Annotated in this window: 17 protein-coding genes and 1 pseudogene; 10 read left to right on the top strand and 8 right to left on the bottom strand. The window is 38.9% G+C overall.

Going from position 1 to position 22170, the window contains the following annotated elements:
- Nucleotides 1-319: 319 nt before the first annotated feature.
- Nucleotides 320-964, top strand: coding sequence for a YchE family NAAT transporter (locus tag LW139_RS11875; protein WP_109407649.1), 645 nt, complete (start codon nucleotides 320-322; stop codon nucleotides 962-964).
- Between the two features lie 81 nt (nucleotides 965-1045).
- Here LW139_RS11875 and LW139_RS11870 read toward each other — a convergent pair whose 3' ends face one another.
- The 5 genes from LW139_RS11870 to LW139_RS11850 all read right to left on the bottom strand — a co-directional run bounded on the left by LW139_RS11870 (nucleotide 1046) and on the right by LW139_RS11850 (nucleotide 6093).
- A complete protein-coding gene (locus tag LW139_RS11870) occupies nucleotides 1046-1759 on the bottom strand; it encodes an ABC transporter ATP-binding protein (protein ID WP_166540502.1) in 714 nt (237 codons plus the stop codon).
- The gene (locus LW139_RS11865; RefSeq protein ID WP_247849994.1) at nucleotides 1749-2585 is read right to left on the bottom strand and encodes an ABC transporter ATP-binding protein; all 837 of its coding nucleotides are present in this window, start codon (nucleotides 2583-2585) and stop codon (nucleotides 1749-1751) included. Before LW139_RS11865 ends, LW139_RS11870 begins: the two co-directional genes overlap by 11 nt.
- Nucleotides 2578-3408: an ABC transporter permease gene (locus tag LW139_RS11860; protein WP_247849993.1), complete on the bottom strand. Its 831-nt coding sequence runs from the start codon at nucleotides 3406-3408 to the stop codon at nucleotides 2578-2580. The genes LW139_RS11865 and LW139_RS11860 overlap by 8 nt, the downstream gene beginning before the upstream one ends.
- Nucleotides 3408-4451, bottom strand: a complete 1044-nt coding sequence (locus LW139_RS11855) for an ABC transporter permease (RefSeq protein WP_247849992.1) — start codon at nucleotides 4449-4451, stop codon at nucleotides 3408-3410. Before LW139_RS11855 ends, LW139_RS11860 begins: the two co-directional genes overlap by 1 nt.
- Before the next feature lie 76 nt (nucleotides 4452-4527).
- The gene (locus tag LW139_RS11850; protein ID WP_247849991.1) at nucleotides 4528-6093 is read right to left on the bottom strand and encodes an ABC transporter substrate-binding protein; all 1566 of its coding nucleotides are present in this window, start codon (nucleotides 6091-6093) and stop codon (nucleotides 4528-4530) included.
- Nucleotides 6094-6697: 604 nt separating this feature from the next.
- Between LW139_RS11850 and nirB the strand changes: the two genes are divergently transcribed.
- The 9 genes from nirB (at nucleotide 6698) to oppF (ending at nucleotide 19111) form a co-directional block, all read left to right on the top strand.
- Nucleotides 6698-9244, top strand: coding sequence for a nitrite reductase large subunit NirB (gene nirB, locus LW139_RS11845; RefSeq protein ID WP_247849990.1), 2547 nt, complete (start codon nucleotides 6698-6700; stop codon nucleotides 9242-9244).
- Entirely contained in the window at nucleotides 9241-9585 is a 345-nt protein-coding gene (gene nirD / locus LW139_RS11840) for a nitrite reductase small subunit NirD (protein ID WP_247849989.1), read from the top strand. Before nirB ends, nirD begins: the two co-directional genes overlap by 4 nt.
- Before the next feature lie 14 nt (nucleotides 9586-9599).
- Nucleotides 9600-10982 (top strand): siroheme synthase CysG, encoded by a 1383-nt coding sequence (cysG, locus tag LW139_RS11835; protein WP_247849988.1) that lies wholly within the window; start codon nucleotides 9600-9602, stop codon nucleotides 10980-10982.
- Nucleotides 10983-11636: 654 nt separating this feature from the next.
- Nucleotides 11637-13274 (top strand): ABC transporter substrate-binding protein, encoded by a 1638-nt coding sequence (locus LW139_RS11830; protein WP_227335394.1) that lies wholly within the window; start codon nucleotides 11637-11639, stop codon nucleotides 13272-13274.
- Between the two features lie 272 nt (nucleotides 13275-13546).
- Nucleotides 13547-15184, top strand: a complete 1638-nt coding sequence (gene oppA, locus LW139_RS11825) for an oligopeptide ABC transporter substrate-binding protein OppA (RefSeq protein WP_227335393.1) — start codon at nucleotides 13547-13549, stop codon at nucleotides 15182-15184.
- 78 nt (nucleotides 15185-15262) lie between these two features.
- Nucleotides 15263-16183, top strand: coding sequence for an oligopeptide ABC transporter permease OppB (oppB, locus tag LW139_RS11820; protein ID WP_023581988.1), 921 nt, complete (start codon nucleotides 15263-15265; stop codon nucleotides 16181-16183).
- An 18-nt stretch (nucleotides 16184-16201) separates the two neighbouring features.
- On the top strand, nucleotides 16202-17110 hold the full coding sequence (gene oppC / locus LW139_RS11815) for an oligopeptide ABC transporter permease OppC (RefSeq protein WP_166540494.1): 909 nt from the start codon (nucleotides 16202-16204) through the stop codon (nucleotides 17108-17110).
- A 10-nt stretch (nucleotides 17111-17120) separates the two neighbouring features.
- A complete protein-coding gene (locus LW139_RS11810) occupies nucleotides 17121-18107 on the top strand; it encodes an ABC transporter ATP-binding protein (protein ID WP_166540493.1) in 987 nt (328 codons plus the stop codon).
- On the top strand, nucleotides 18104-19111 hold the full coding sequence (gene oppF / locus LW139_RS11805; RefSeq protein WP_036936438.1) for a murein tripeptide/oligopeptide ABC transporter ATP binding protein OppF: 1008 nt from the start codon (nucleotides 18104-18106) through the stop codon (nucleotides 19109-19111). The genes LW139_RS11810 and oppF overlap by 4 nt, the downstream gene beginning before the upstream one ends.
- 94 nt (nucleotides 19112-19205) lie before the next feature.
- Here oppF and LW139_RS11800 read toward each other — a convergent pair whose 3' ends face one another.
- From LW139_RS11800 to LW139_RS11785, 3 genes and pseudogenes are all read right to left on the bottom strand, one after another.
- Entirely contained in the window at nucleotides 19206-19463 is a 258-nt protein-coding gene (locus LW139_RS11800) for a hypothetical protein (RefSeq protein WP_247849987.1), read from the bottom strand.
- 242 nt (nucleotides 19464-19705) lie between these two features.
- Nucleotides 19706-21411: pseudogene (locus LW139_RS20750) on the bottom strand (T6SS effector phospholipase Tle3 domain-containing protein).
- Nucleotides 21411-22163 (bottom strand): T6SS immunity protein Tli3 family protein, encoded by a 753-nt coding sequence (locus LW139_RS11785; RefSeq protein ID WP_247849984.1) that lies wholly within the window; start codon nucleotides 22161-22163, stop codon nucleotides 21411-21413. Before LW139_RS11785 ends, LW139_RS20750 begins: the two are co-directional and overlap by 1 nt.
- Nucleotides 22164-22170 lie beyond the last annotated feature (7 nt).

The raw sequence follows: 22170 nt of genomic DNA, 5'->3' as shown, positions 1-22170 counted from the left end.
GATAACAGCTTACCATCTTTCTAATTAATTAACGTGATATATATCACAAAATTGATAAGCTGACACCTTTCAGCAAGGTGTTAAATGAGAATGAGAAGCATATGTAAAAAATCATCAACGATTTTTTTGTCGTACCCAATATTTCGATATAAAATTAAACCACTAGGTTTTTATCAGTTTGCAAGAGAATATTTTAGGTAAAAACTTGTTAACTAATAGAATTAACTGGTTTATTGATTTAAAGTAACGCGGATTTTTTAGAGTTACTCTATCTTTTATAGAATAATTCGCATGTTTATTAGCCAAGAAGGGGCTTTTCATGGGGTCACTGCTGGATTTATCCGGTTATATTAAGTTTTTTGTGGGTCTTTTTGCGATTGTAAACCCAATTGGTATTTTGCCTGTTTTTATTAGTATGACGAGTTATCAAACGGATGCGGGGCGAAACAGAACAAACTTAATTGCAAATGGCTCCGTTGCAATTATTTTGGTTTCATCTCTGTTAATTGGTGATTCTATACTGAGTATTTTCGGTATTTCTATCGACTCGTTTCGTATAGCAGGAGGGATGCTGATTGTTACAATTGCCATGACCATGATAAATGGGCGTTTAGGGGAAGATAAACAAAACAATCAAGAACGAAACGAATCCGCCGTACGTAATAGTGTTGCTGTTGTGCCTCTAGCGTTACCATTAATGGCAGGGCCTGGGGCAATTAGTTCTTGTATTGTGTGGAGTTCTCGCTGGGAAGGCTTTACTAACTTTTTAGGATTAGCTGCAACCAGTATCTTTTTTGCATTTTGCTGTTGGTTGCTTTTTCGTAGTGCAACACTGTTAGTGAAATACTTGGGACAAACGGGAATTAACGTGGTAACCCGTATAATGGGATTATTATTAATGTCTTTAGGTATTGAGTTTATTGTGACCGGTTTGCGTTCTATTTTTCCGGGCTTATTAGTTTAAATATCGTCAACACAGTCGCATTTTTAAAAATCGCAGTATTTTTTGAATACTGCGATTTTTTATTGCATCACTTCTTCTATGTTAATCAAGACGATGAATTCCTTTTGATAACGCATCTCTATCATAGTGTTGAGTCAATTCGCCATTTTCCATTAATGCGGCTCTATCAGACATATGAGCAATCACATCGGCATCATGACTCACTAATAAATAAGTCATATTATGCTGTTTTTTTAGAGTATTAAGCAGATTTAAGATCTCGGCTTGTACTGACATATCCAATGCTGAAGTTGGTTCATCTAATAATAACAATTGAGGTTGTAGCAAAAGGGCTCTTGCAATGGCAACTCGTTGGCGTTGCCCACCAGAGAGTTGATGAGGATAACGACTTGCCACATCCGCAGATAAGCCGACTTGAGCTAATGCCTGTTCAATTGTGCTGTTATCAAAAGAAATTTGATGAATTTTCAAAGGCTCAGAAAAAGCACGCTCAATACGGTGTTGGGGATGTAAAGAGGCATAGGGATCTTGAAATACCATCTGCACATTACGGCGCAATGCGCCTTGAAAACGTTGTTGTGGTTTAATGGTTTGCCCTAAAAGTGACATGTCACCTTGCCAATGGGGCAATAATCCAGCAATGACACGTAAAACAGTCGATTTTCCACAACCAGAACGACCTATCAAGCTAAAGGTTTCACCTTGTTGGACATGTAAGTTGATCCCTTTTACAACATGCTTTGCTTGTTTGCCTTGCTCAAATTGAACATGTAAATCATGAATATCAATTAGCATGATGCTGCCCCTTGAAATTAAGCGTCCTATCTAATACTGGCAATTGCGTGCCATAAGTGCTTGCATTAGGTCTACATGTCCAAAGTGTACGCGTATAAGGATGTGTGGCTGTCGGTAATGCTTTCGCATTGAGTTCATCCACTTGTTCGCCTTGGTACATCACCATGACACGTTCACAGTATTCAGCAACGAGAGGCAAATCATGGCTAATGAGTAGTAGACCCATCTTACGCAGCTCACATTGAGTGGTAATCAGTTCAAGAATTTGATGGCGTAATTGGGCATCAAGGGCTGATGTTGGTTCATCGGCAATTAAAATTGTTGGGTTATTAATTAGTGCAATAGCAATCATTGCCCGTTGTCCCATTCCTCCTGACAATTCACCGGGATAGCGGTAAATACTCTGCTCAGGAAAGCCAACAGACAACAGCATTTCGATAATCAATTGACGCCTATCTTGGCGTGAAAGTGTTTGATGGCGTTTTACTGTTTCTTCCACTTGCTGATAAATGGTTTTTACTGGATTTAATGCGTAACGGGGATCTTGCAATACCATCGAAATAGTATTACCTCGAGTGTTATTCCATTGGCGCGATGAAAAATTCAATAGATTATTTCCCATTAAATTGAGTTGCACTGCGCTAACTTTTCCTGGTTGACGTACAAGTCCCATTAATGCGCGGGCTGTCATTGATTTTCCAGAGCCTGATTCACCCACCACGGCCAAACGCTCTTGGCCTAAAGTGAAAGAGACGTTATTAACCACTCTTGCCGTTGGATAATCTATGCAGAGTTTTTTCACTTCAATTAAAGGTGTTTTATTCATGGGTATCTCCCAATATATCCCGAAGCCCATCACCTAATAAATTAAAGGCGAGACTACTGATCAAAATTGTTGTACCCGGAATAGCGGCTACCCACCATTGGTCAAAAATAACGGGCATACCTTCTGCTATCATTGCTCCCCATTCAGCCATAGGAGGGCGAGCACCTAATCCAAGAAAACCCAGACCTGCGGCAGCAAGAATAATCACCGCCAAATTAAGGGCTAAACGCACAATGGCTGATGGTAAGCATAGAGGTAAAATATGTCCCCATAAAAGTCGAACACCTTTTATACCCATCATCTCAGCCGCTGCAAGGTAATCACTATTGCGCAAATGTTGAATTTCACTGCGAGATTGTCGTGCATAAGCAGGCCATGCTGTTAAAGCCAGTGCTAATGCTCCATTAAGAAGGCCAGGACCTAACATTGCTACAAAGGCAAAAGCTAGGATCAATGAAGGCATTGACATCACAACGTCAGTGAATCGCATTAAAATACGTTCAGTCCATCCACCGTAATAACCCGATAAAATCCCGATCAACAACCCTAATGGTAAGGTGATAATAGCCACCAATCCCACCAAACCTAGCATTGGGCGTGTGCCATAAATAATACGGGAAAGGATATCTCGCCCATAATTATCTGTACCTAACCAGTGTTCAGCGTTGGGTGCTAATAAGCGTTGGGCTGCATGTTGCCAATTTGGATCGTAAGGGGCTAACCAAGGTGCAAAAATAGCAATAATCAACAGTAAAATAAGCAACGATAAACCGATAAATGCGGAAGGCGAACGCGCTATTTTTCTTAAAAATGAAGGTGACATTAGCGGAGCCTCGGATCAGTCAAACGAATAACGATATCGGTCATATTATTAATAAAGACAAAGCATAAACCGATAATTAAAGTACCGCCCATAATGGCTGTGGTATCACCCGCAAAAAGTGCAGTTGTAAGATATCGACCAATTCCCGGCCAAGAAAAGACCGTTTCTGTTAATACCGCACCTTCTAACATACCAGTATAAGACAGGGCGATTATGGTCAGTAATACACCACGAATATTAGGTAATACGTGATAAAAAAGAATACGTAACTCACCAATACCTTTTGCTCTTGCTAAGGTGACGTACTCTTTATTCATTTCGTTTAAACAGGCAGAACGAGTTAAACGAGTAATAGAGGCAAGGGCAAAATAAGCTAACAGAGAAACGGGCAAAATAAGGTGTGATAGCGCGTTAAAAAAGGCATCTTTATCACCCGCTAATAAGGTATCGATTAACGCAAAGCCTGTTACAGGTTCAATCGTAAATTGATAAATATCGTCTAATCGTCCAGGGCCTGCTGTCCATTGCAGTGTGGCATAGAAAATTAATAACAAAATTAAACCTAGCCAGAAAATAGGAACAGAGCTACCTAATAGTGTCAAAATGCGTAAAACAAAATCGAGAGGTGTACCGACAAAACGAGCACATAATACACCAAATAAAATGCCTAAACTGGTACCAATAATCAATGCAACTGTTGCTAACTCTAGAGTGGCGGGGAAAGTCGACAATAAATCATCAAGAACGGGTTGACCCGTTGATGTCGCTGTTCCCAAATGCCCTTGTAATAACGCTTCTACATAGTGAAAAAACTGCATATAGAGAGGTAAATCCAGCCCCAATTCATGTTTGACTTGGTTATAGGTTTCGAGGCTCGCATGATCACCAACAATTTGCAGAACAGGATCAACAGGGGAAAGAGCAGAAAGCGTGAAAGTAATTGCAAGAAGTCCAAAAATCGTGAGTACTAATGTCAATATTCCTTGAGCAAAAGTAATTAACTGACCTTTTAGACGAATAGGTAACGTCATAGCAGTATTCATACAGCAATAGCCTAGTGAAATGGCAAAAAATAGACCATCCACAATAGCATGACTGTGGATGGTTTCAGGAAAAATATTACTTAGTTACTTTGTCATAATAAACCATATCTGCATTTAGGCCTTGGGCATAATCTTTAACATTATCGCGCATAACGATTTGGTTTTTACCTTGGTCGATAAACACATAAGGTGAACTACGTTGTAACTCTCTTTGCATTTCAGTATAGAGTGATTGACGTTTTGTTTTGTCTGCTTCATTTAGTGCAGCCAATGTTTGTTGGCTTAGTTCAGGGATTTTCCAACCATTTAACCAAGCAACAGTATTGGATTGTCCATCGTTATAAGCAAAGGCACTCGCATTTGAATGCGCATCAAAATAGTCTGGGATCCAAAAACGGATCGCAGCTTGGTGTTGTTTAGCGCGTACGCGGCTATACACCTGGCTACCTGCCGCTGGTAATAAATCAACTTGTACACCTGCTTGAGCAAAGCTTGCCTGAATGGATTGCGCCACCGTAATGTAAGGAACTTTGTTCTCAACATCCAATGTAAAGCGAGCATTGGTAATGCCTGCTTTGGCTAAAATTGCCTTCGCTTTTTCGGGATCAAAGGTGAATGGATTATTTTTTAATGCACCCGGTAAACCTACTGGCAAAAAGCTTTGGTGAATAAAATACTGACCACGCATTAGATCTTCAGTAATGCCTTTGTAGTCAACTAAATAACGAGACGCTTCCCAAAATGCGGGGTTACTAAGTGCAGGGTTTCCGCTGGCGGTATTAAAAGCCATATAAACTTGTTCTGCGGAAGGAATATCTAAGATTTGAATACCGGCTTTGCCAGCCAGTGCCGCGGTTTGGTCAGTACCCAGTTCGCGTGCGATATCTGCATCGCCTTTCTCAATCAGTAAACGACGTGATGCTGGATCAGGTACGTTTTTAATAATGATATTCGCCATTTTAGGCGCGCCAGTTGGTGAGAGAGGGTTAGCTTCTAACACAATCGCTTGACGAGGTTGATAAGCACGCATTTTGTATGCGCCACTTCCTGCTGAGTTCATTTTCAGCCAGCTATTTCCAAAGTCATTATTTTTAATATGAGCAGAAACCAGCTTTTCATCAACGATAGAAGCAATCGGGGTTGAGAGGATATTTAGCACAACATCAGGGCTAACATCGGCGGTCCAACGCACTTCTAATTCATTATCACTGACTTTTTTCAGCAGTGAATTAATGTTATCTGTTTTCCAACCTAAGACATTTAAAATAAAGGCAGGTGATTTATTCATGGTGATCGCACGCTGATAAGAGAAGATAATATCTTCAGGGCGAACGGTGTTACCAGATGCAAATTTTGCATCAGGTTTAATTTTAAATACGATAGATTTTTGTTCAGGATTGGCTTGCCAGCTTTCAACTAAAATCGGTTCATTAATCTCAGGATTATCACGATTAGGTTGAACAATACGCTGATATAAGCTAGGTACAGTTTGAATACTAGACAGTTCATTACTTTCGGCGGGATCAAGGCTGACAATATCATCAAGCCCTTGTACCACAATTAATGTATTCGCGGGTGTTGCTGCAAATGCTGGTACGGAAAGGGCACCCACAACGAATAATGATAATAATTTTGCTTTCATGAGACGCTCCCTGAAACGGTGTAGCTAAAGTCGTTATGTCAATAACTTATTAGAGCGTGTTAGCCTTTTATGGTCAATTTTTATTCGAATTAAAAGCATTTTAGGCAAGGCGATAAACACTAGCCTAGTGAACTAAGCTAGTGTTTATCAACGCAGAATAAAATGAGTAAAACGTCTTTTAATCGAACCTGTAAGGCAGCTTTCAACACTTGTTTTTATCTTAAGTGGACATTGTTAATGGCAATCAATGTCCATACTCGTTGAGTCGTTTGCTTTACTCGGTTTTCTTGCTGTAAAAATAAGCAAAAAAGGTTAACACGCTCTAATTATTATTACTTTGTGAAATTAACTTAGGCAAAACGTGACCGATGCGCAAAGTTTTAATTACGCTTACATATAACGCTTGGTTATAAGCAACCAAGATTAATTATGGTAGAAGAATAATTAACCGCAAGAAGATGAGAATTAAATACTCCTTTAGTAGTAACTCGTTGACTATTAAGTTGTAGTAGCTGAATTGATTAAGCTATATTTGATATTCATCAATATTCCTTATGAGTGGTTTCGTATTTTAGCCTTAGAAATCTTTAAATCTGAGGCAAAAATGAGCAAGAAAACACTCGCAATCATCGGTAATGGTATGGTGGGACACCGTTATATCGAAAAGCTGATTGATAAAGGTGGCAATGAAGAATTTGATATTGTCGTCTTTTGTGAAGGACCTCGCGTTGCATATGATAGAGTCCATCTCTCCTCTTATTTTTCTCATCACACTGCTGAAGAGCTCTCTTTAGTTAAACAAGGATATTATGAGAAACACCAAATAGAAGTATTAATTGGTGAACGAGTAATAACCATCAATCGTGAAGAAAAAGTGGTACACACCAATACAGGGCGTTGTGTTAGTTACGATAAGTTAGTGATGGCAACTGGCTCTTATCCGTGGGTTCCTCCAATTAAGGGAAATAACTCACCGGATTGCTTTGTCTATCGAACTATTGAAGATTTAAATGCTATCGGATCTTGCGCACGCATTAGTCGTAAAGGCGCAGTAATTGGTGGAGGACTTTTAGGTTTAGAAGCCGCTGGTGCGCTAAAAAGTTTAGGTATCGAAACTCATGTTATTGAATTTGCACCAACCTTAATGGCGGAACAACTTGATACATTAGGTGGGGAGCAACTTAAGCGAAAAATAGAGCGTATGGGGGTAAAAGTGCATACCTCTAAAAACACACAAGAAATATTATCGACAGGCGAAAGTGCACGAAAAACACTGCAATTTGCCGATGGTACTTCTCTTGAAGTTGATTTTATTGTGTTTTCCACAGGTATTCGTCCGAAAGATAAACTGGCTCGTCAATGTGATTTAGACATTGCCCCAAGAGGAGGCATTGTTATTAATGATTACTGCCAAACAACAGATCCTGATATTTATGCCATTGGTGAATGTGCATCTTGGCAAAATAAAACCTTCGGTTTAGTAGCGCCGGGCTACAAAATGGCACAAGTTGCCGTTGATAATTTATTAGGTCATCACTCTGTCTTTCAAGGAGCCGATTTAAGTGCAAAATTAAAACTTCTCGGTGTCGATGTTGGCGGTATTGGTGATGCTCATGGGCAACAAGCAGGGTGTCGTAGCTATATTTATTTGGACGAAGGCAAAGAAATTTATAAACGCCTGATCGTGAGTGAAGATAATAAATACTTATTAGGGGCGGTATTAGTGGGAGATACTGAAGATTATGGCAATCTTCTACAGTTGTCACTCAATACTATTGAATTACCAGAACACCCAGATAGCTTAATTTTACCAGCACATGCAGGAAGTAAACCTGCAATCGGAGTTGATTCCTTACCTGAAACAGCGCAAATCTGCTCTTGTTTTGACGTTACAAAAGGCGACATTATTCAAGCAATTGAACGAGGTTGTCATACAGTTGCTGCCATTAAAGCGGAAACTAAAGCAGGTACAGGGTGTGGTGGTTGTATTCCTCTTGTGACTCAAGTCTTAAATGCAGAATTAGCCAAACAAGGTATTGAAGTTAATCACCATCTTTGTGAACATTTCCACTATTCTCGCCAAGAGCTTTATCATCTTATTCGTGTAGAAGGACTAAAAAGTTTTGATGAGCTGCTGAAAAAACATGGCCAAGGCTATGGTTGTGAAGTGTGTAAACCTACAGTGGGTTCATTGTTTGCCTCATGTTGGAATGAGTATATCTTGCGTGATGATTTAGTTTCTTTGCAAGATACTAACGATAACTTTCTCGCGAATATGCAAAAAGATGGGACTTATTCCATTATTCCTCGCTCTCCTGGTGGTGAAATTACCCCCACTGGTATTATCGCTATTGGGCAAATCGCTCAAGAATACAATTTGTATACCAAAATTACTGGCTCGCAACGAATGGCAATGTTCGGTGCGCACAAACAGGATTTACCTGCCATTTGGGAAAAATTAATTGCAGCCGGTTTTGAGACAGGCCATGCCTACGCGAAAGCATTGCGTATGGTAAAAACGTGTGTAGGTAGCAGTTGGTGTCGTTTTGGTGTTGGCGACAGTGTTGGTTTGGGGGTTGCGTTAGAGCATCGTTATAAAGGTATTAGAACACCTCATAAGATGAAATTTGGTGTCTCAGGCTGTACCCGTGAATGTTCTGAAGCACAAGGCAAAGATGTCGGTATTATCGCCACCGACAAAGGCTGGAACCTCTATTTCGGTGGAAATGGTGGCATGAAACCACGCCACGGAGATCTCTTTGCATCGGATCTTGATGAAGAAACCTTAGTACATTATATCGACCGCTTTATGATGTTTTATATTCGCACGGCAGATAAGTTACAACGAACGTCAGTATGGCTAGATAATTTAGAAGGGGGTATTGAATATTTACGTGATGTCATTATTCACGACAAGTTAGGCTTAAACACACAGTTAGAAAAAGAGCTGAAAGCCTTACAAGAACGGGTTGCTTGTGAATGGAAAGAAACGGTTGATTCTCCAAAAGCATTAAAACGTTTTGCCCACTTTATTAATAATTCAATGCCTGATCCGACAGTGCAAACGGTAAAAGAACGATTTCAACATCGTCCAGCACGTTTACATGAACGTATTGATATCAAATTGGTCACTGAGGAGGCGCAATCATGAGCCAATGGATAGCGGTTTGCCAAATAGATGATATTACACCGGGGACGGGTGTTTGTGCGCTGGTGGAGCAAGATCACGTTGCCATATTTCGCCCTTATTCTGATGCGCGTTTATATGCGTTAAGTAATATCGATCCCTTTGCACATTCTAGTGTTCTATCTCGAGGAATAATTGCTGAACATGAAAACGAGTTGTATATCGTTAGTCCACTAAAAAAACAGCATTTTCGTTTAACGGATGGTTTTTGTCTTGAAGATAAGAATTTCTCGATCACTCATTTTGATGTCAAGGTTGAAGGTAACACCGTTAGCGTACGTAGCCGTAATGGATCATCTCAATAAATAGGGGAATGAATATGGATTACTTTCCAATATTCTGTCAGCTTAAAGATAAACCTTGTTTATTAGTGGGAGGCGGTGAGATTGCTGAACGTAAAGCCAGATTGCTTATGGAGGCAGGCGCTGATCTTTCTGTCATCGCTCCTTCGTTTACAAGTCAGTTTATGCAATGGCACACCGAGCAAAAACTAAACTGTGTCACAGGGCTATTTACGGCTGATCATCTGTCTGGTAAATGGCTTATTATTGCAGCGACAAATAGCGAGCAAGTGAATCAACAGGTTTTCCAAATAGCAACAGAAAAACAGATATTTTGTAATGTGGTTGATTCACCAGAGCAAGCCAGCTTTATTATGCCATCTGTCATAGATCGCTCTCCTATTGTGGTGGCGATTTCATCGGGCGGAAAAGCACCTGTACTCGCTCGAATTTTGCGAGAAAAAATTGAGCAACTTCTCCCTAATTATTTAGGTGCGTTAGCACAACTTGCCGGAAAATTACGTGAGCAAATAAAACAGCGTTTTTCATCGATGAATGCTAGACGTTATTTTTGGGAGCAATTTTTTGCAGATAAATCATTACAAGCCGAAATAGAAGCGCAAAGAGACGACGGTATCCAGCAATGTATTAGCGCACTGTTATCTGAAAATCAGCAACCTCAAGGCAGTGTTGTTTTAGTCGGCGCAGGGCCGGGTGATGCTGGGCTAATGACGATTAAAGGTTTACAGCAGTGTCAGCAAGCTGATGTCGTAGTTTACGATAGATTAGTGTCTGATGAGATTATGGCTCTTGTTCGTAGAGATGCACAACGTATTTATGTTGGTAAGCAAGCAGGTTTTCACTGTGTTCCTCAAGATGAGATCAACCAAATTTTAATCAAAGAAGCTACTGCAGGAAAACGAGTAGTGAGATTAAAAGGAGGTGATCCCTTTATTTTTGGTCGAGGCAGTGAAGAGTTAGAAGCTTTAATTGAACACCGTATTCCATTCTCAGTGATCCCCGGTATTACGGCAGCATCAGGCTGTACAACTTATGCAGGTATTCCTTTAACGCATCGAGATTATGCGCAAAGCGTCCGTTTTATTACAGGACATGGTAAAGGGTTAAATGAAGCTCAGTGGCAATGTATTGCGCAAAAGAATCAAACATTGGTTTTTTACATGGGATTGAGTAAAGCTCATTACATTCAGCAAATGCTACTCAGTCAAAACATGTGTGCGACGATGCCTGTTGCTATTATCGAAAAAGGAACATTAACAGCACAAAAAGTGATTGTTGGGCAATTACATCAACTAGCACAGATGGCAGAAACAATGGAAAGTCCAGCGCTGATTATTGTGGGAGAAGTCGTCAAATTGAATGAGAAGCTACAATGGTTTCAATCAAAATCGGCTAACTAGCTGAAAAAATTTGAAGGTGTCGTTATAAAATAAAAAACCTCTTTAATATTACATATGTATATGTAAGAGGTTTTTTTCATCTAATACATAGAAACGGAAATGAAAATATTTTTTATTTTTATTTCAATTAAACATTTAGATTAAATTTTAAAAATAAACAATAAAAGTGAATATTTAATAATCTATAAATGTTTTTAAATTAGAATTATTATTCAGTCTAAAGATGAATTTATTGTTATTTATAATTAATTTCAAAAAGAAATTCTTTACAAACGAAGCATCATAAAGTTCTGCGAGTCGGTTAAAACCCATCCTAATTATATTAATTTTGTGAGCTAAGTAGGTTTTCTATCTATAAAACTTGCATGATGTTAATTTAATGTTTATTTGTTGTTTTGCCTCTCTCGATATGTATTTTTTATTTTCTCAAGATAGAACGCTAGAGGGCTCAATAAAGTTAAGTGATAAGAATACCGCATTAATTGACAAAATTTACGATAAGTGTAAAAAAGAAGGGTGTTGTTATCATTTTTTATCTCGTTAATATCAGCAAATATCTAAGAGCCACAAATATTACAATCAAAATTTAACAACGATACCTAACGTTAATTGAGCGACCCCGCTATAAATTATTGTTTATTAGGAGAGGTACCCATGAAAAATAAAGTTACGTTAAAAACAGTGTTTCCACTCAGTATTATGTCACTTGTCTTAACCTCCTTTTTTTCTCATGCCGTCACTCTTCCTGAAGGTACTATTCTGGCAAAACAACAGAATATTGTAATTAATAACGGAACTGAAGTTTCATCTCTTGATCCGCATAAAGTAGAAGGCGCACCAGAAACTAATATTATTTTAAATTTATTAGAAGGGCTGACTTATGTTGGACCGAATGGTGAAAGTATGCCGGGCGTTGCACAACGCTGGGAAACAGATGATAACAAGGTGTGGACATTCTATTTGCGAGAAGATGCAAAATGGAGTGATGGTTCTCCAGTTACTGCTGAAGATTTTGTTTATAGCTGGCGTCGAGTCGTAGATCCTAAAACCGGTTCACCTTATGCCAGTTATCTCGAATATGCTTATGTTGAAAATATTACAGATATTCTTAGTGGCAAAAAATCCCCTGAAACATTAGGTGTGAAAGCGATAGATCCTCACACTTTGCAAGTCAATTTAACCAAACCAATTCCTTATTTAATCGATATGGTCAGTCACACACCGTTGAAACCCGTTAAAAAAGAGATTGTTGAAAAATATGGCGTGAATTGGACTCGCCCAGAAAACTTTGTTGGCAATGGTGCTTATGTTATTGAAAATTGGGTTGTGAATGAAAAAGTGACTTTAAAGCGTAATCCACTTTATTGGGATAATAAAAATACCATTATAGAGCAAGCCACATTTTTGCCAATTAGCTCAGAAACTAGCGATATTAACCGTTATCGTAGTGGTGAAATTGATATTACTAACAGCGCTATTCCTCCAGTTCTTTATAAAAAAATGAAGCAAGAACAGCCTGATAATTTACACGTTACACCTTATCTATGTACCTTTTATTATGAACTCAATAATAAAAAAGCCCCTTTTGATGACGCCCGCGTTCGGGAAGCTGTGAAATTAACACTTGATAGGCAAGTAATTGCCGAAAAAATAATGGGGCAAGGGCAAATCCCTGCTTATTCTTTTACACCCTCTTTTATTGGTAATGGTAATTTTAAGCCACCTAAATGGGCATATTGGACACAACAACAACGTAATGAAAGGGCGCGAGAGTTATTAAAAGAAGCCGGATTTGATAGTAAAAATCCGCTGACTTTTACATTGCTTTACAACACATCAGATCAAAATAAACAGCAAGCTATTGCAGCCGCATCAATGTGGAAGAAAAGTATTGGCGCTAATGTCACGTTACAAAATCAAGAATGGAAAACGGCGCTAGAAAATCGTAATCAGGGCAATTACCAAGTTGCGAGAGCAACATGGTGTGCAGATTACAATGAACCAACTTCATTTTTAAACTCATTTCTTTCTAAAAGTAGCCTAAATACGGTCTTTTATGAAAATAAAGCCTATGACGACACATTAAATAATGCACTACTTGCACTCGATAATGGTGCTCGTCATCAACTCTATCAACGTGCTGAAGCCTTGCTAGATAAGGATTCAGCGATAGTACCTGTTTATTATCGCGTCAGTGTTAGATTAGTCAGTCCAAAAGTAGGTGGATTTACAGGTAAAGACCCCTTTGATTATACGGACTTAAAGCGCTATTTTATAAAGGTAGATAACTAAAACTGGTAAATTATCGGTATTCTATAGTTATGTACGATTTAAATGATTAAAAGTGACATTAACGGTAGTAAAAAATAAAAAAGCTACACAAAAAAAGATAACGGCATAAAAAAATTATAATGTTATCAGGCAATTAAGCACTGATGGCAATTAAGTAAGTTTGATTTATTTTTTGTAAAAACAATAAGTTGTGTAAACCGTTCTAAAACACAACTGAACATCACAGAATGGTTGTCTAACAACCAACTCACTAACTGGGAGTATTTTATAAGATGAGTAATTTAACTAAAAAGAGTGCGTTGGCGATTGCAATAAGCGCAATCTTTGGATTGTCAGCGCTAACAGCTAACGCTGCGGTTGTTCCAGATGGGGTGAAATTAGCTGAAAAACAAGTGCTTGTACGTAATAATGGTTCTGAACCACAATCGCTTGATCCTCATAAAATCGAAGGTGTGCCCGAATCTGCATTAGCTCGTGATCTTTTCGAAGGTGTGACAATAGTTGGCCCAGATGGCGAAATTTTACCAGGTTCAGCAACTAGCTGGGAAAATAAAGACTTCACCGTTTGGACATTCAAAATTCGTGAAGGCGCTAAATGGTCAAATGGTGAGCCTGTTACAGCACAAGATTTCGTTTATAGCTGGCAACGTTTAGCTGATCCTAATACTGCATCTCCTTATGAAAGCTATCTACAATATGCACATATCGTGAATATCGACGATATTATTGCGGGTAAGAAAAAAGCCACAGAATTAGGTGTTAAGGCATTAGATAACAATACATTAGAAATTACTTTATCTGAAGCAGTGCCTTATTTACCAAAATTATTAGCTCACTCCTCCATGTCGCCAGTTAACCAAAAAGTGATTGAAAAATTTGGCGAAAAATGGACACAGCCAGCTAACTTCGTCGGCAACGGCGCTTATAATTTGAAAGACTGGACAGTCAACGAACGTATTGTTTTAGAGCGTAGCCCAACATATTGGGATAACAAAAGTACCGTTATTGATAAAGTTACGTTCCTACCTATCTCATCAGAAGTCACCGACGTAAACCGCTATCGTGCGGGTGAAATCGACATGACATATAGCAATTTACCGATCGAACTTTTCCAAAAACTGAAAAAAGAGATCCCAGATGAATTGCGCATAAGTCCATATTTATGTACTTATTATTATGAAATTAATAATGAGAAAGCACCGTTTAACGATCCGCGTGTTCGTGAAGCACTTAAGCTTTCAATGGATAGAGATATCATCACTTATAAAGTAAAAAACCAAGGTGATATCCCAGCTTATGGCTTTACCCCTCCATTTACTGATGGTATTAAAGAGAATAAACCAGAGTGGTTTGCGACTTGGACTCAAGAACAACGTAATGAAAAAGCACGTCAATTGTTAGAAGAGGCGGGCTATAACAAAGCCAATCCACTGAAATTTAAACTGCTGTACAACACTTCTGATCTTCACAAAAAAGTAGCCATTGCTGCCTCTTCAATTTGGAAGAAAAACTTAGGTGCAGATGTATCTCTTGAAAACCAAGAATGGAAGACGTTCTTAGATACTCGTCACCAAGGAACTTATGATGTTGCTCGTGCCGGTTGGTGTGCAGATTATAATGAACCTTCTTCATTCCTGAACATGATGCTGTCTTACAGCAGTAACAACACTGTTCACTATAAAAACACAGAATTTGACGCATTGATCAAAGAGTCTTTACGTGTGAAATCTGATGATGAACGTGCCGCTATTTATCAAAAAGCTGAAGGTGTATTAGATAAAGATTCGGCTATCGTTCCACTTTACTACTATGTAAACACCCGCTTAGTGAAACCTTATGTTGGGGGTTATTCAGGTAAAGATCCATTAGATAATTTACATACTAAAGACTTGTATATTATTGCTAAGTAATCGGGCGAGGCCTTGTCTTTTTAAGGCAAGGTCTTTTTATCGTCACGCCTGAATAGGTTTGTGTTATAGGAACGGGCAATGCTCAAATTTATTTTTCGTCGCTTTCTGGAAGCGATACCGACTCTATTTATTCTAATAACGATTTCGTTCTTTATGATGCGCTTAGCGCCGGGTAGCCCTTTTACGGGTGAAAGAAAACTCCCGCCTGAGGTAATGGCAAATATTGAAGCGAAATACCATTTAAACGATCCCATTTATAAGCAATATTTCGATTATTTAATTCAGTTATCGAAAGGGGATTTAGGGCCTTCTTTTAAATATAAAGACTACAGTGTAAACACCTTAGTCGGTAAAGCATTCCCTGTTTCAGCTAAATTAGGGCTGTCGGCATTTATTTTTGCCGTAATTTTAGGTGTGGGGGCAGGCGTGATAGCGGCACTGAATCAGAACACCAAATGGGATTATACCGTCATGACTTTTGCCATGACGGGGGTTGTAATACCGAGTTTTGTTGTCGCACCACTGTTAGTGCTCATTTTCGCTATTACCTTAAGGTGGTTACCAGCTGGAGGTTGGAATGGTGGCGCGGTGCAATATATGTTGTTGCCAATGATTGCATTATCACTTTCTTACATTGCTAGCATCTCGCGTATTACCCGTAGTTCAATGATTGAAGTATTACACTCAAACTTTATCAGAACGGCAAAAGCGAAAGGTTTGCCGATGAAAAGAATTGTACTGCGTCATGCTTTAAAACCTGCGTTGCTACCTGTTATCTCTTATATGGGGCCTGCATTCGTCGGTATTATTACGGGCTCAATGGTGATTGAAACCATCTTTGGATTGCCGGGTATCGGACAACTTTTCGTTAATGGCGCTTTAAACCGAGATTACTCACTAGTATTAAGTTTGACCATTATCGTAGGTGCATTAACGATTTTCTTTAATGCAATTGTCGATATTTTATATGCTGTTATTGATCCGAAAATTCGTTATTAATAGACACTGGAGCGCGTTATGTTATCACTGAAGGAAAACAGCGAAGCTCTGGGGAATTTCTCGGAGCAGCTAGATATTGAAGGTCGTAGTTTATGGCAAGATGCTCGTCGTCGTTTTATGCACAATAAAGCTGCGATCACGAGTCTTGTGTTACTTTTCTTTATTTTATTATTTGTTATTTTTGCCCCAATGTTATCGCCATTTGTTTATGACGATACAGATTGGGAAATGATGTCGATGGCACCTGATTTTGCCTCTTCTCACTACTTTGGCACTGACTCATCAGGCCGTGACTTATTAGTACGGGTTGCGATTGGTGGTCGTATCTCATTAATGGTTGGTATTGCGGCAGCCTTTGTTGCGGTCATTGTTGGCACACTTTATGGCGCAATGGCGGGTTATATTGGTGGGCGTGTTGATTCAATTATGATGCGCTTACTCGAAATATTAAACTCATTCCCATTTATGTTCTTTGTTATCTTACTGGTGACATTTTTTGGTCAAAATATCCTACTGATTTTTGTTGCGATTGGGATGGTATCTTGGCTCGATATGGCGCGTATTGTAAGAGGACAAACCTTAAGTCTAAAACGCAAAGAATTTATTGAAGCGGCATTAGTCTGTGGTGTGTCATCACGCAATATTGTGTTAAGACATATTGTGCCTAACGTATTAGGCGTGGTGGTGGTTTATGCCTCTCTATTAGTGCCTAGTATGATTTTATTTGAATCCTTCTTAAGCTTCTTAGGTTTAGGAACACAAGAACCATTAAGTAGTTGGGGCGCACTATTAAGTGATGGTGCAAACTCAATGGAAGTTTCTCCTTGGTTGATACTTTTCCCGGCTGCATTTTTAGTTATCACACTGTTTTGTTTTAACTTTATCGGTGATGGCTTACGTGATGCATTAGACCCGAAAGATCGTTAAGGAGAACAAAATGATAAATACAACAAACAAGTCGTTATTAAGTGTTAAAGATCTCAGCGTCACTTTTGGTACCGCAGATGGTGATGTCACTGCCGTTAATAAGCTGAACTTTGAATTATCAGCAGGTGAAACCTTAGGAATTGTTGGTGAATCGGGTTCAGGTAAATCGCAAACAGCATTCGCATTGATGGGATTATTAGCGAAAAATGGCCGTACAGCAGGTAGTGCCAATTTTAATGGCCGTGAGATCTTAAATCTTCGCCAAAGTGAATTAAATAAAATGCGCGCTGAAGAAATATCCATGATATTTCAAGATCCAATGACCTCATTAAATCCCTATATGAAAGTGGGCGCGCAGCTGATTGAAGTATTAATGCTACATAAAGGCATGAGTAAAAATGATGCTTATGCGGAATCTGTGCGTATGTTAGATGCCGTAAAAATGCCTGAAGCGCATAAACGAATGAGTATGTACCCTCATGAATTTTCAGGCGGGATGCGTCAACGTGTCATGATTGCAATGGCATTGCTGTGTAAGCCTAAACTGTTAATTGCAGATGAACCAACAACAGCACTTGATGTGACGGTTCAAGCACAAATCATGACACTGTTAAATGAGCTTAAAAATGATTTAAACACTGCAATTATTATGATCACCCATGACTTAGGGGTTGTTGCAGGGATTTGCGATAAAGTATTGGTAATGTATGCAGGGCGTACTATGGAGTACGGGAAAGCGCGTGATATCTTCTATCAACCCTCACACCCTTATTCTATTGGCTTGCTACAAGCCGTTCCGCGTTTAGACGGTGAAGATGAGCGACTAGCGACCATTCCGGGTAATCCTCCTAACTTATTGCGTTTACCAAAAGGTTGCCCATTCCAACCACGCTGTCAGTATGCAACAGAGCAATGTTTGTCGAATGAGCCTGAATTAGCGCAATTTGCACAAGGGCGATTACGAGCCTGTTTTAAAGCGGTGGAGGAATTGGTATGACGCAGGCCACATTACAAGATAGAAAAGTTATTCTTGAAGTGAATGACTTAAAGGTTTATTTCGATGTTCAAGATAATAAGCAGTGGTTTTGGAAAGCGAAAAAAAGTCTAAAAGCTGTCGACGGTGTCACACTGCGCCTATATGAAGGCGAAACCCTTGGTGTTGTTGGTGAATCTGGTTGTGGTAAATCGACGTTTGCGCGTGCCATTATTGGTTTAGTCAAAGCCTCTGGTGGAACTGTCTCATGGTTAGGTAATGATTTACTGGGAATGGGGAATAAGCAATGGCGAGATATTCGCCAAGACATTCAGATGATTTTCCAAGATCCGCTGGCTTCCTTAAACCCAAGAATGACGATTGGCGATATCATTGCTGAACCATTAAAAACTTATCACCCTAAAATGAAACAGGCACAGGTGGTTGAAAAAGTGAAAGCAATGATGATGCGGGTTGGATTATTGCCAAACTTAATTAACCGTTATCCTCATGAATTCTCAGGTGGGCAATGTCAGCGTATTGGTATTGCGCGTGCGTTAATTTTAGAACCAAAATTAGTGATTTGTGATGAACCTGTTTCAGCATTAGACGTATCAATTCAGGCTCAAGTAGTGAACTTGCTGAAAGATATTCAAAAAGAGATGGGATTATCTTTGATCTTTATTGCGCATGATCTGGCAGTGGTAAAACATATTTCCGATCGTGTGTTGGTGATGTATTTAGGACACGCGGTGGAATTAGGGACTTATGATGAAGTTTATCATCATCCATTACACCCTTATACCAAAGCGCTGATGTCAGCAGTGCCTATTCCTGATCCCGATAAAGAGCGTAACAAGCATATTGATTTATTAGAGGGGGAATTACCTTCTCCGATTAATCCACCATCAGGCTGTATATTCCGTACACGTTGTCCGATGGCTGATGAAGAATGTGCAAAAACACGTCCTTTATTAGAAGGGAGCTTCCGCCACGCAGTCTCTTGCTTAAAAGTGGATCCGCTTTAATGTAATCAATAAGTATTGATAAGAGAAGAAGTCCGTTTGAATAAATTCAAGCGGACTTCTTATTTTTAAGATTTAGAATATTGAGCATTTATTGTTATTTTTTCTTTAACGGGTTTTCGATGATATCTGGCATTTTTGGTAAATCTAATTCACCTTTTTCCATATAGATATCTAAGCCACTTAGCCAATCCGCATATTTTCTTAACTCATCCATCTTTTCTGGGCTTCTGCCTATTTCACAATAACCTATAGGTAAATCATAAGTGACTACGCGACGAAGAAACAGTGAATTTCTTGGTAATGTACCATGGTCGGTAGGGCGTTGATTATATTCACGAATACGAGTTCTCATCTCTTCTACGGTTTCATACTTTGTGGTTGCATTTTGATCTTGAGGATCTAATAGTCGATTATTCTTGAGTACTTTTTTCTCTTCTGGAGTGAGTTCTACCCAAATACGATGTTGATAAGAATAGAGATCTTTATAGAAGTAATATTCGGCATCTTTGGGCTCATAGCTCCTACTTTTGGAGTTATATATTAATTGTCCATAACCTTGACCTAAAGGTATCTTTTTTTTCTGGTTATCAGCATCTATATTAATTTCAGGGGCTGGGTTCTCCTCTTTTTTTCTATTACGGCAAAATCTTCATCAAAGGTTGCCAGTTCAGCGGGTGTAATAGGATGAGGTACTTCTGGAGCATTAATATTTAGTGAAATATTAGCTGAAGGCTCAGGCCATGCGAAGCCTTCTAATGTTTTGGTATTGCTGTCCCAAAAAATATTACCATCACTGAATCGTCTATTTGCATCAGTAAATATAGTTTTTGGATTAGGTTTTCCACCACAAGGCGTATTACGTGCTAACATTCTGATATAGGGTGGATGCTCAAGGGCAAATAATGGATGATACTGTATTTGTCCTCTTTCTTCAGTATTAGGAAGTGGGCACCAACCAATACTTTCTAACGGTGATGATCCCATTACACGATCGTGCGGATTACAATAAATATAGAACCGCCCGTGATTATCTCTTTCCTTAATCATTTCACCTCTAGCTAATTTTTCCTTATTGTTTTCCCTATTTTTTTCAATATTTCTTTTATCACTCACATCCAGTTTTTCTCCTTTATAGATGACGACATCAGGGGTCCAGCTTTTTTCATCGTCACTGAGTCCCACCACTAATCCTGAATAACTACAGGGGGATGATTTTAATCTATTTTTGTTTTTTGCAATCTTATCAATGATCGCTTCTAGTGTGGCTTCACGCTGGGCTTGGTCAATATTTTCATTGTAAACATAAGAGTAACTATTTAAGAAATTATCTTTTGTGGCATAGGGAGAATTTAAAACAAAGAGGCTATCAGGGGCTTCAATCGCTGCCGCTGCTAACGCTATCATCGTGCCTTGGCTGTGTGAAATAACAGTGACAGTATCATAGGGGTTGTTTTCACGTATTTTTTTGACTAAATTAGCTAAGCGTTTTACGGCATGGGCATAATAGTGGCGAGGGGGGATTTTGTTAATAGTCGGTCTGATTCAGGGTTAAAGGCCTGTACATTATAAGGAATAGGCATTGGGATCACCGTCCATAACATCGCGAGATTGCTAAAGCCATACTCACTCCATAAACTGACTAAATTATTACAGCCATTTTGAAACGGTCCACCGCCCCAGAAAAAAGGGCCTTTATGTTTAATTTTTTCATTAATAAAGAGGCATTTTTTACGGTAAGGCAGGGAATGGTATTCTTGTACAATATTGTATTTTTTTATATCTTCGGAAGTCCAATATCTTTCATCTTTATGACTGTATTCAGGATTAAGTATTTCATTAACTAAGCGGTGATAGCTTTCTCCTGCTTTATTTTTTAGTGGAATACAGTATTGACCTAAATCATCATCCGTTGCACGGTATCCCCAGTAAAAACGGATCACAGGGGAATTACCTAACTTTTTTAATGTTCGAATAGGCTCTTTATAAATATAGTGACTATTATCATAATTTTTTTCATCTAAGATAAATTTGGGTTGATAGTATATATTTTCTTTTAACTCATAAGCAGTATTAGTTAAATTTAGTCGTTCATTTAAACCTTTACAGATATCGACTTCAGCATCGTTATACCATTCTCCCTCTGAGTTCACCCCATGAACAAAAATAATAATCCCAGGTAAATGAGGTTTCACATGAATTTCTCCACCAATATTGGCAGCATGAGTGATAGAACGCCATTCTTGACTGCCATCAAGGCACTCTTTAGGTTTTAGCCAACGAGTTGAATTACTGTTACTCATCATTTTTCCGCCTGTGAAATAGGGTAAATAGAGGGGGCGCTGCAATCAAAACGGGTTTGTCCTGAAGAGGTTTTTAAATTATTTGAAGGTATTTCTTCGTCACCTACATCATTATGGACATAATTAGAATCAGTAGGATCAAAATAAAATTTTCGCCACCACGGTTTGGCTAATTCATCATTAATTTCTCGACGGCTAACTGAAGTCTTCCCTAAATAAAACCCCTCATTGGTGACGATAATATCAAAACTAGCCGATCTGAAACCAGGATAATCTGTATTGCTACCAAATCCGCCATTTGTGGGTCTAAAGGTTTTGCCACCATCAAGGGTGACAAGGATCGCGTTAACACAACCCCATTTAGTGCCTGCGCATTGATCTGTTCTTCGACTCAGTACCGCAGGGAAAACTAAAGCATCATCGCGTTCAGTTGCCCAAATAAGGCGTCCTTGGTATAAACAAGCTGATCCGTATAATATTTCTTGATGGATATTGTTTTTTGTATTGTTGTAATAGGTGAGCCCTTCTCGCCTTTCATTATATTTCTCTAAGGTAAAAAAACGATGGTCATCAATACGATAAATCACGGTGGGAGGGCCATAACTTTTAATTTCTTCGTCAATTAAACGCTGTTGCTCGGTTCTATCCTGTTCCGCTTTAATCGCGGCTTTTTCTTTTAAGGATAGACAGCCAGTTAATAACGAGGCACTTAAAATAAACAGTAAGGGAAATTTCAGTTGATGTAATAACATGGGTTAT

The organism is Proteus vulgaris, assembly GCF_023100685.1.
Classification (GTDB): Bacteria; Pseudomonadota; Gammaproteobacteria; order Enterobacterales; family Enterobacteriaceae; genus Proteus.
The sequence above is the reverse complement of the archived record's forward strand: the minus strand, read 5'-3'. Positions and strand labels throughout refer to the sequence as shown.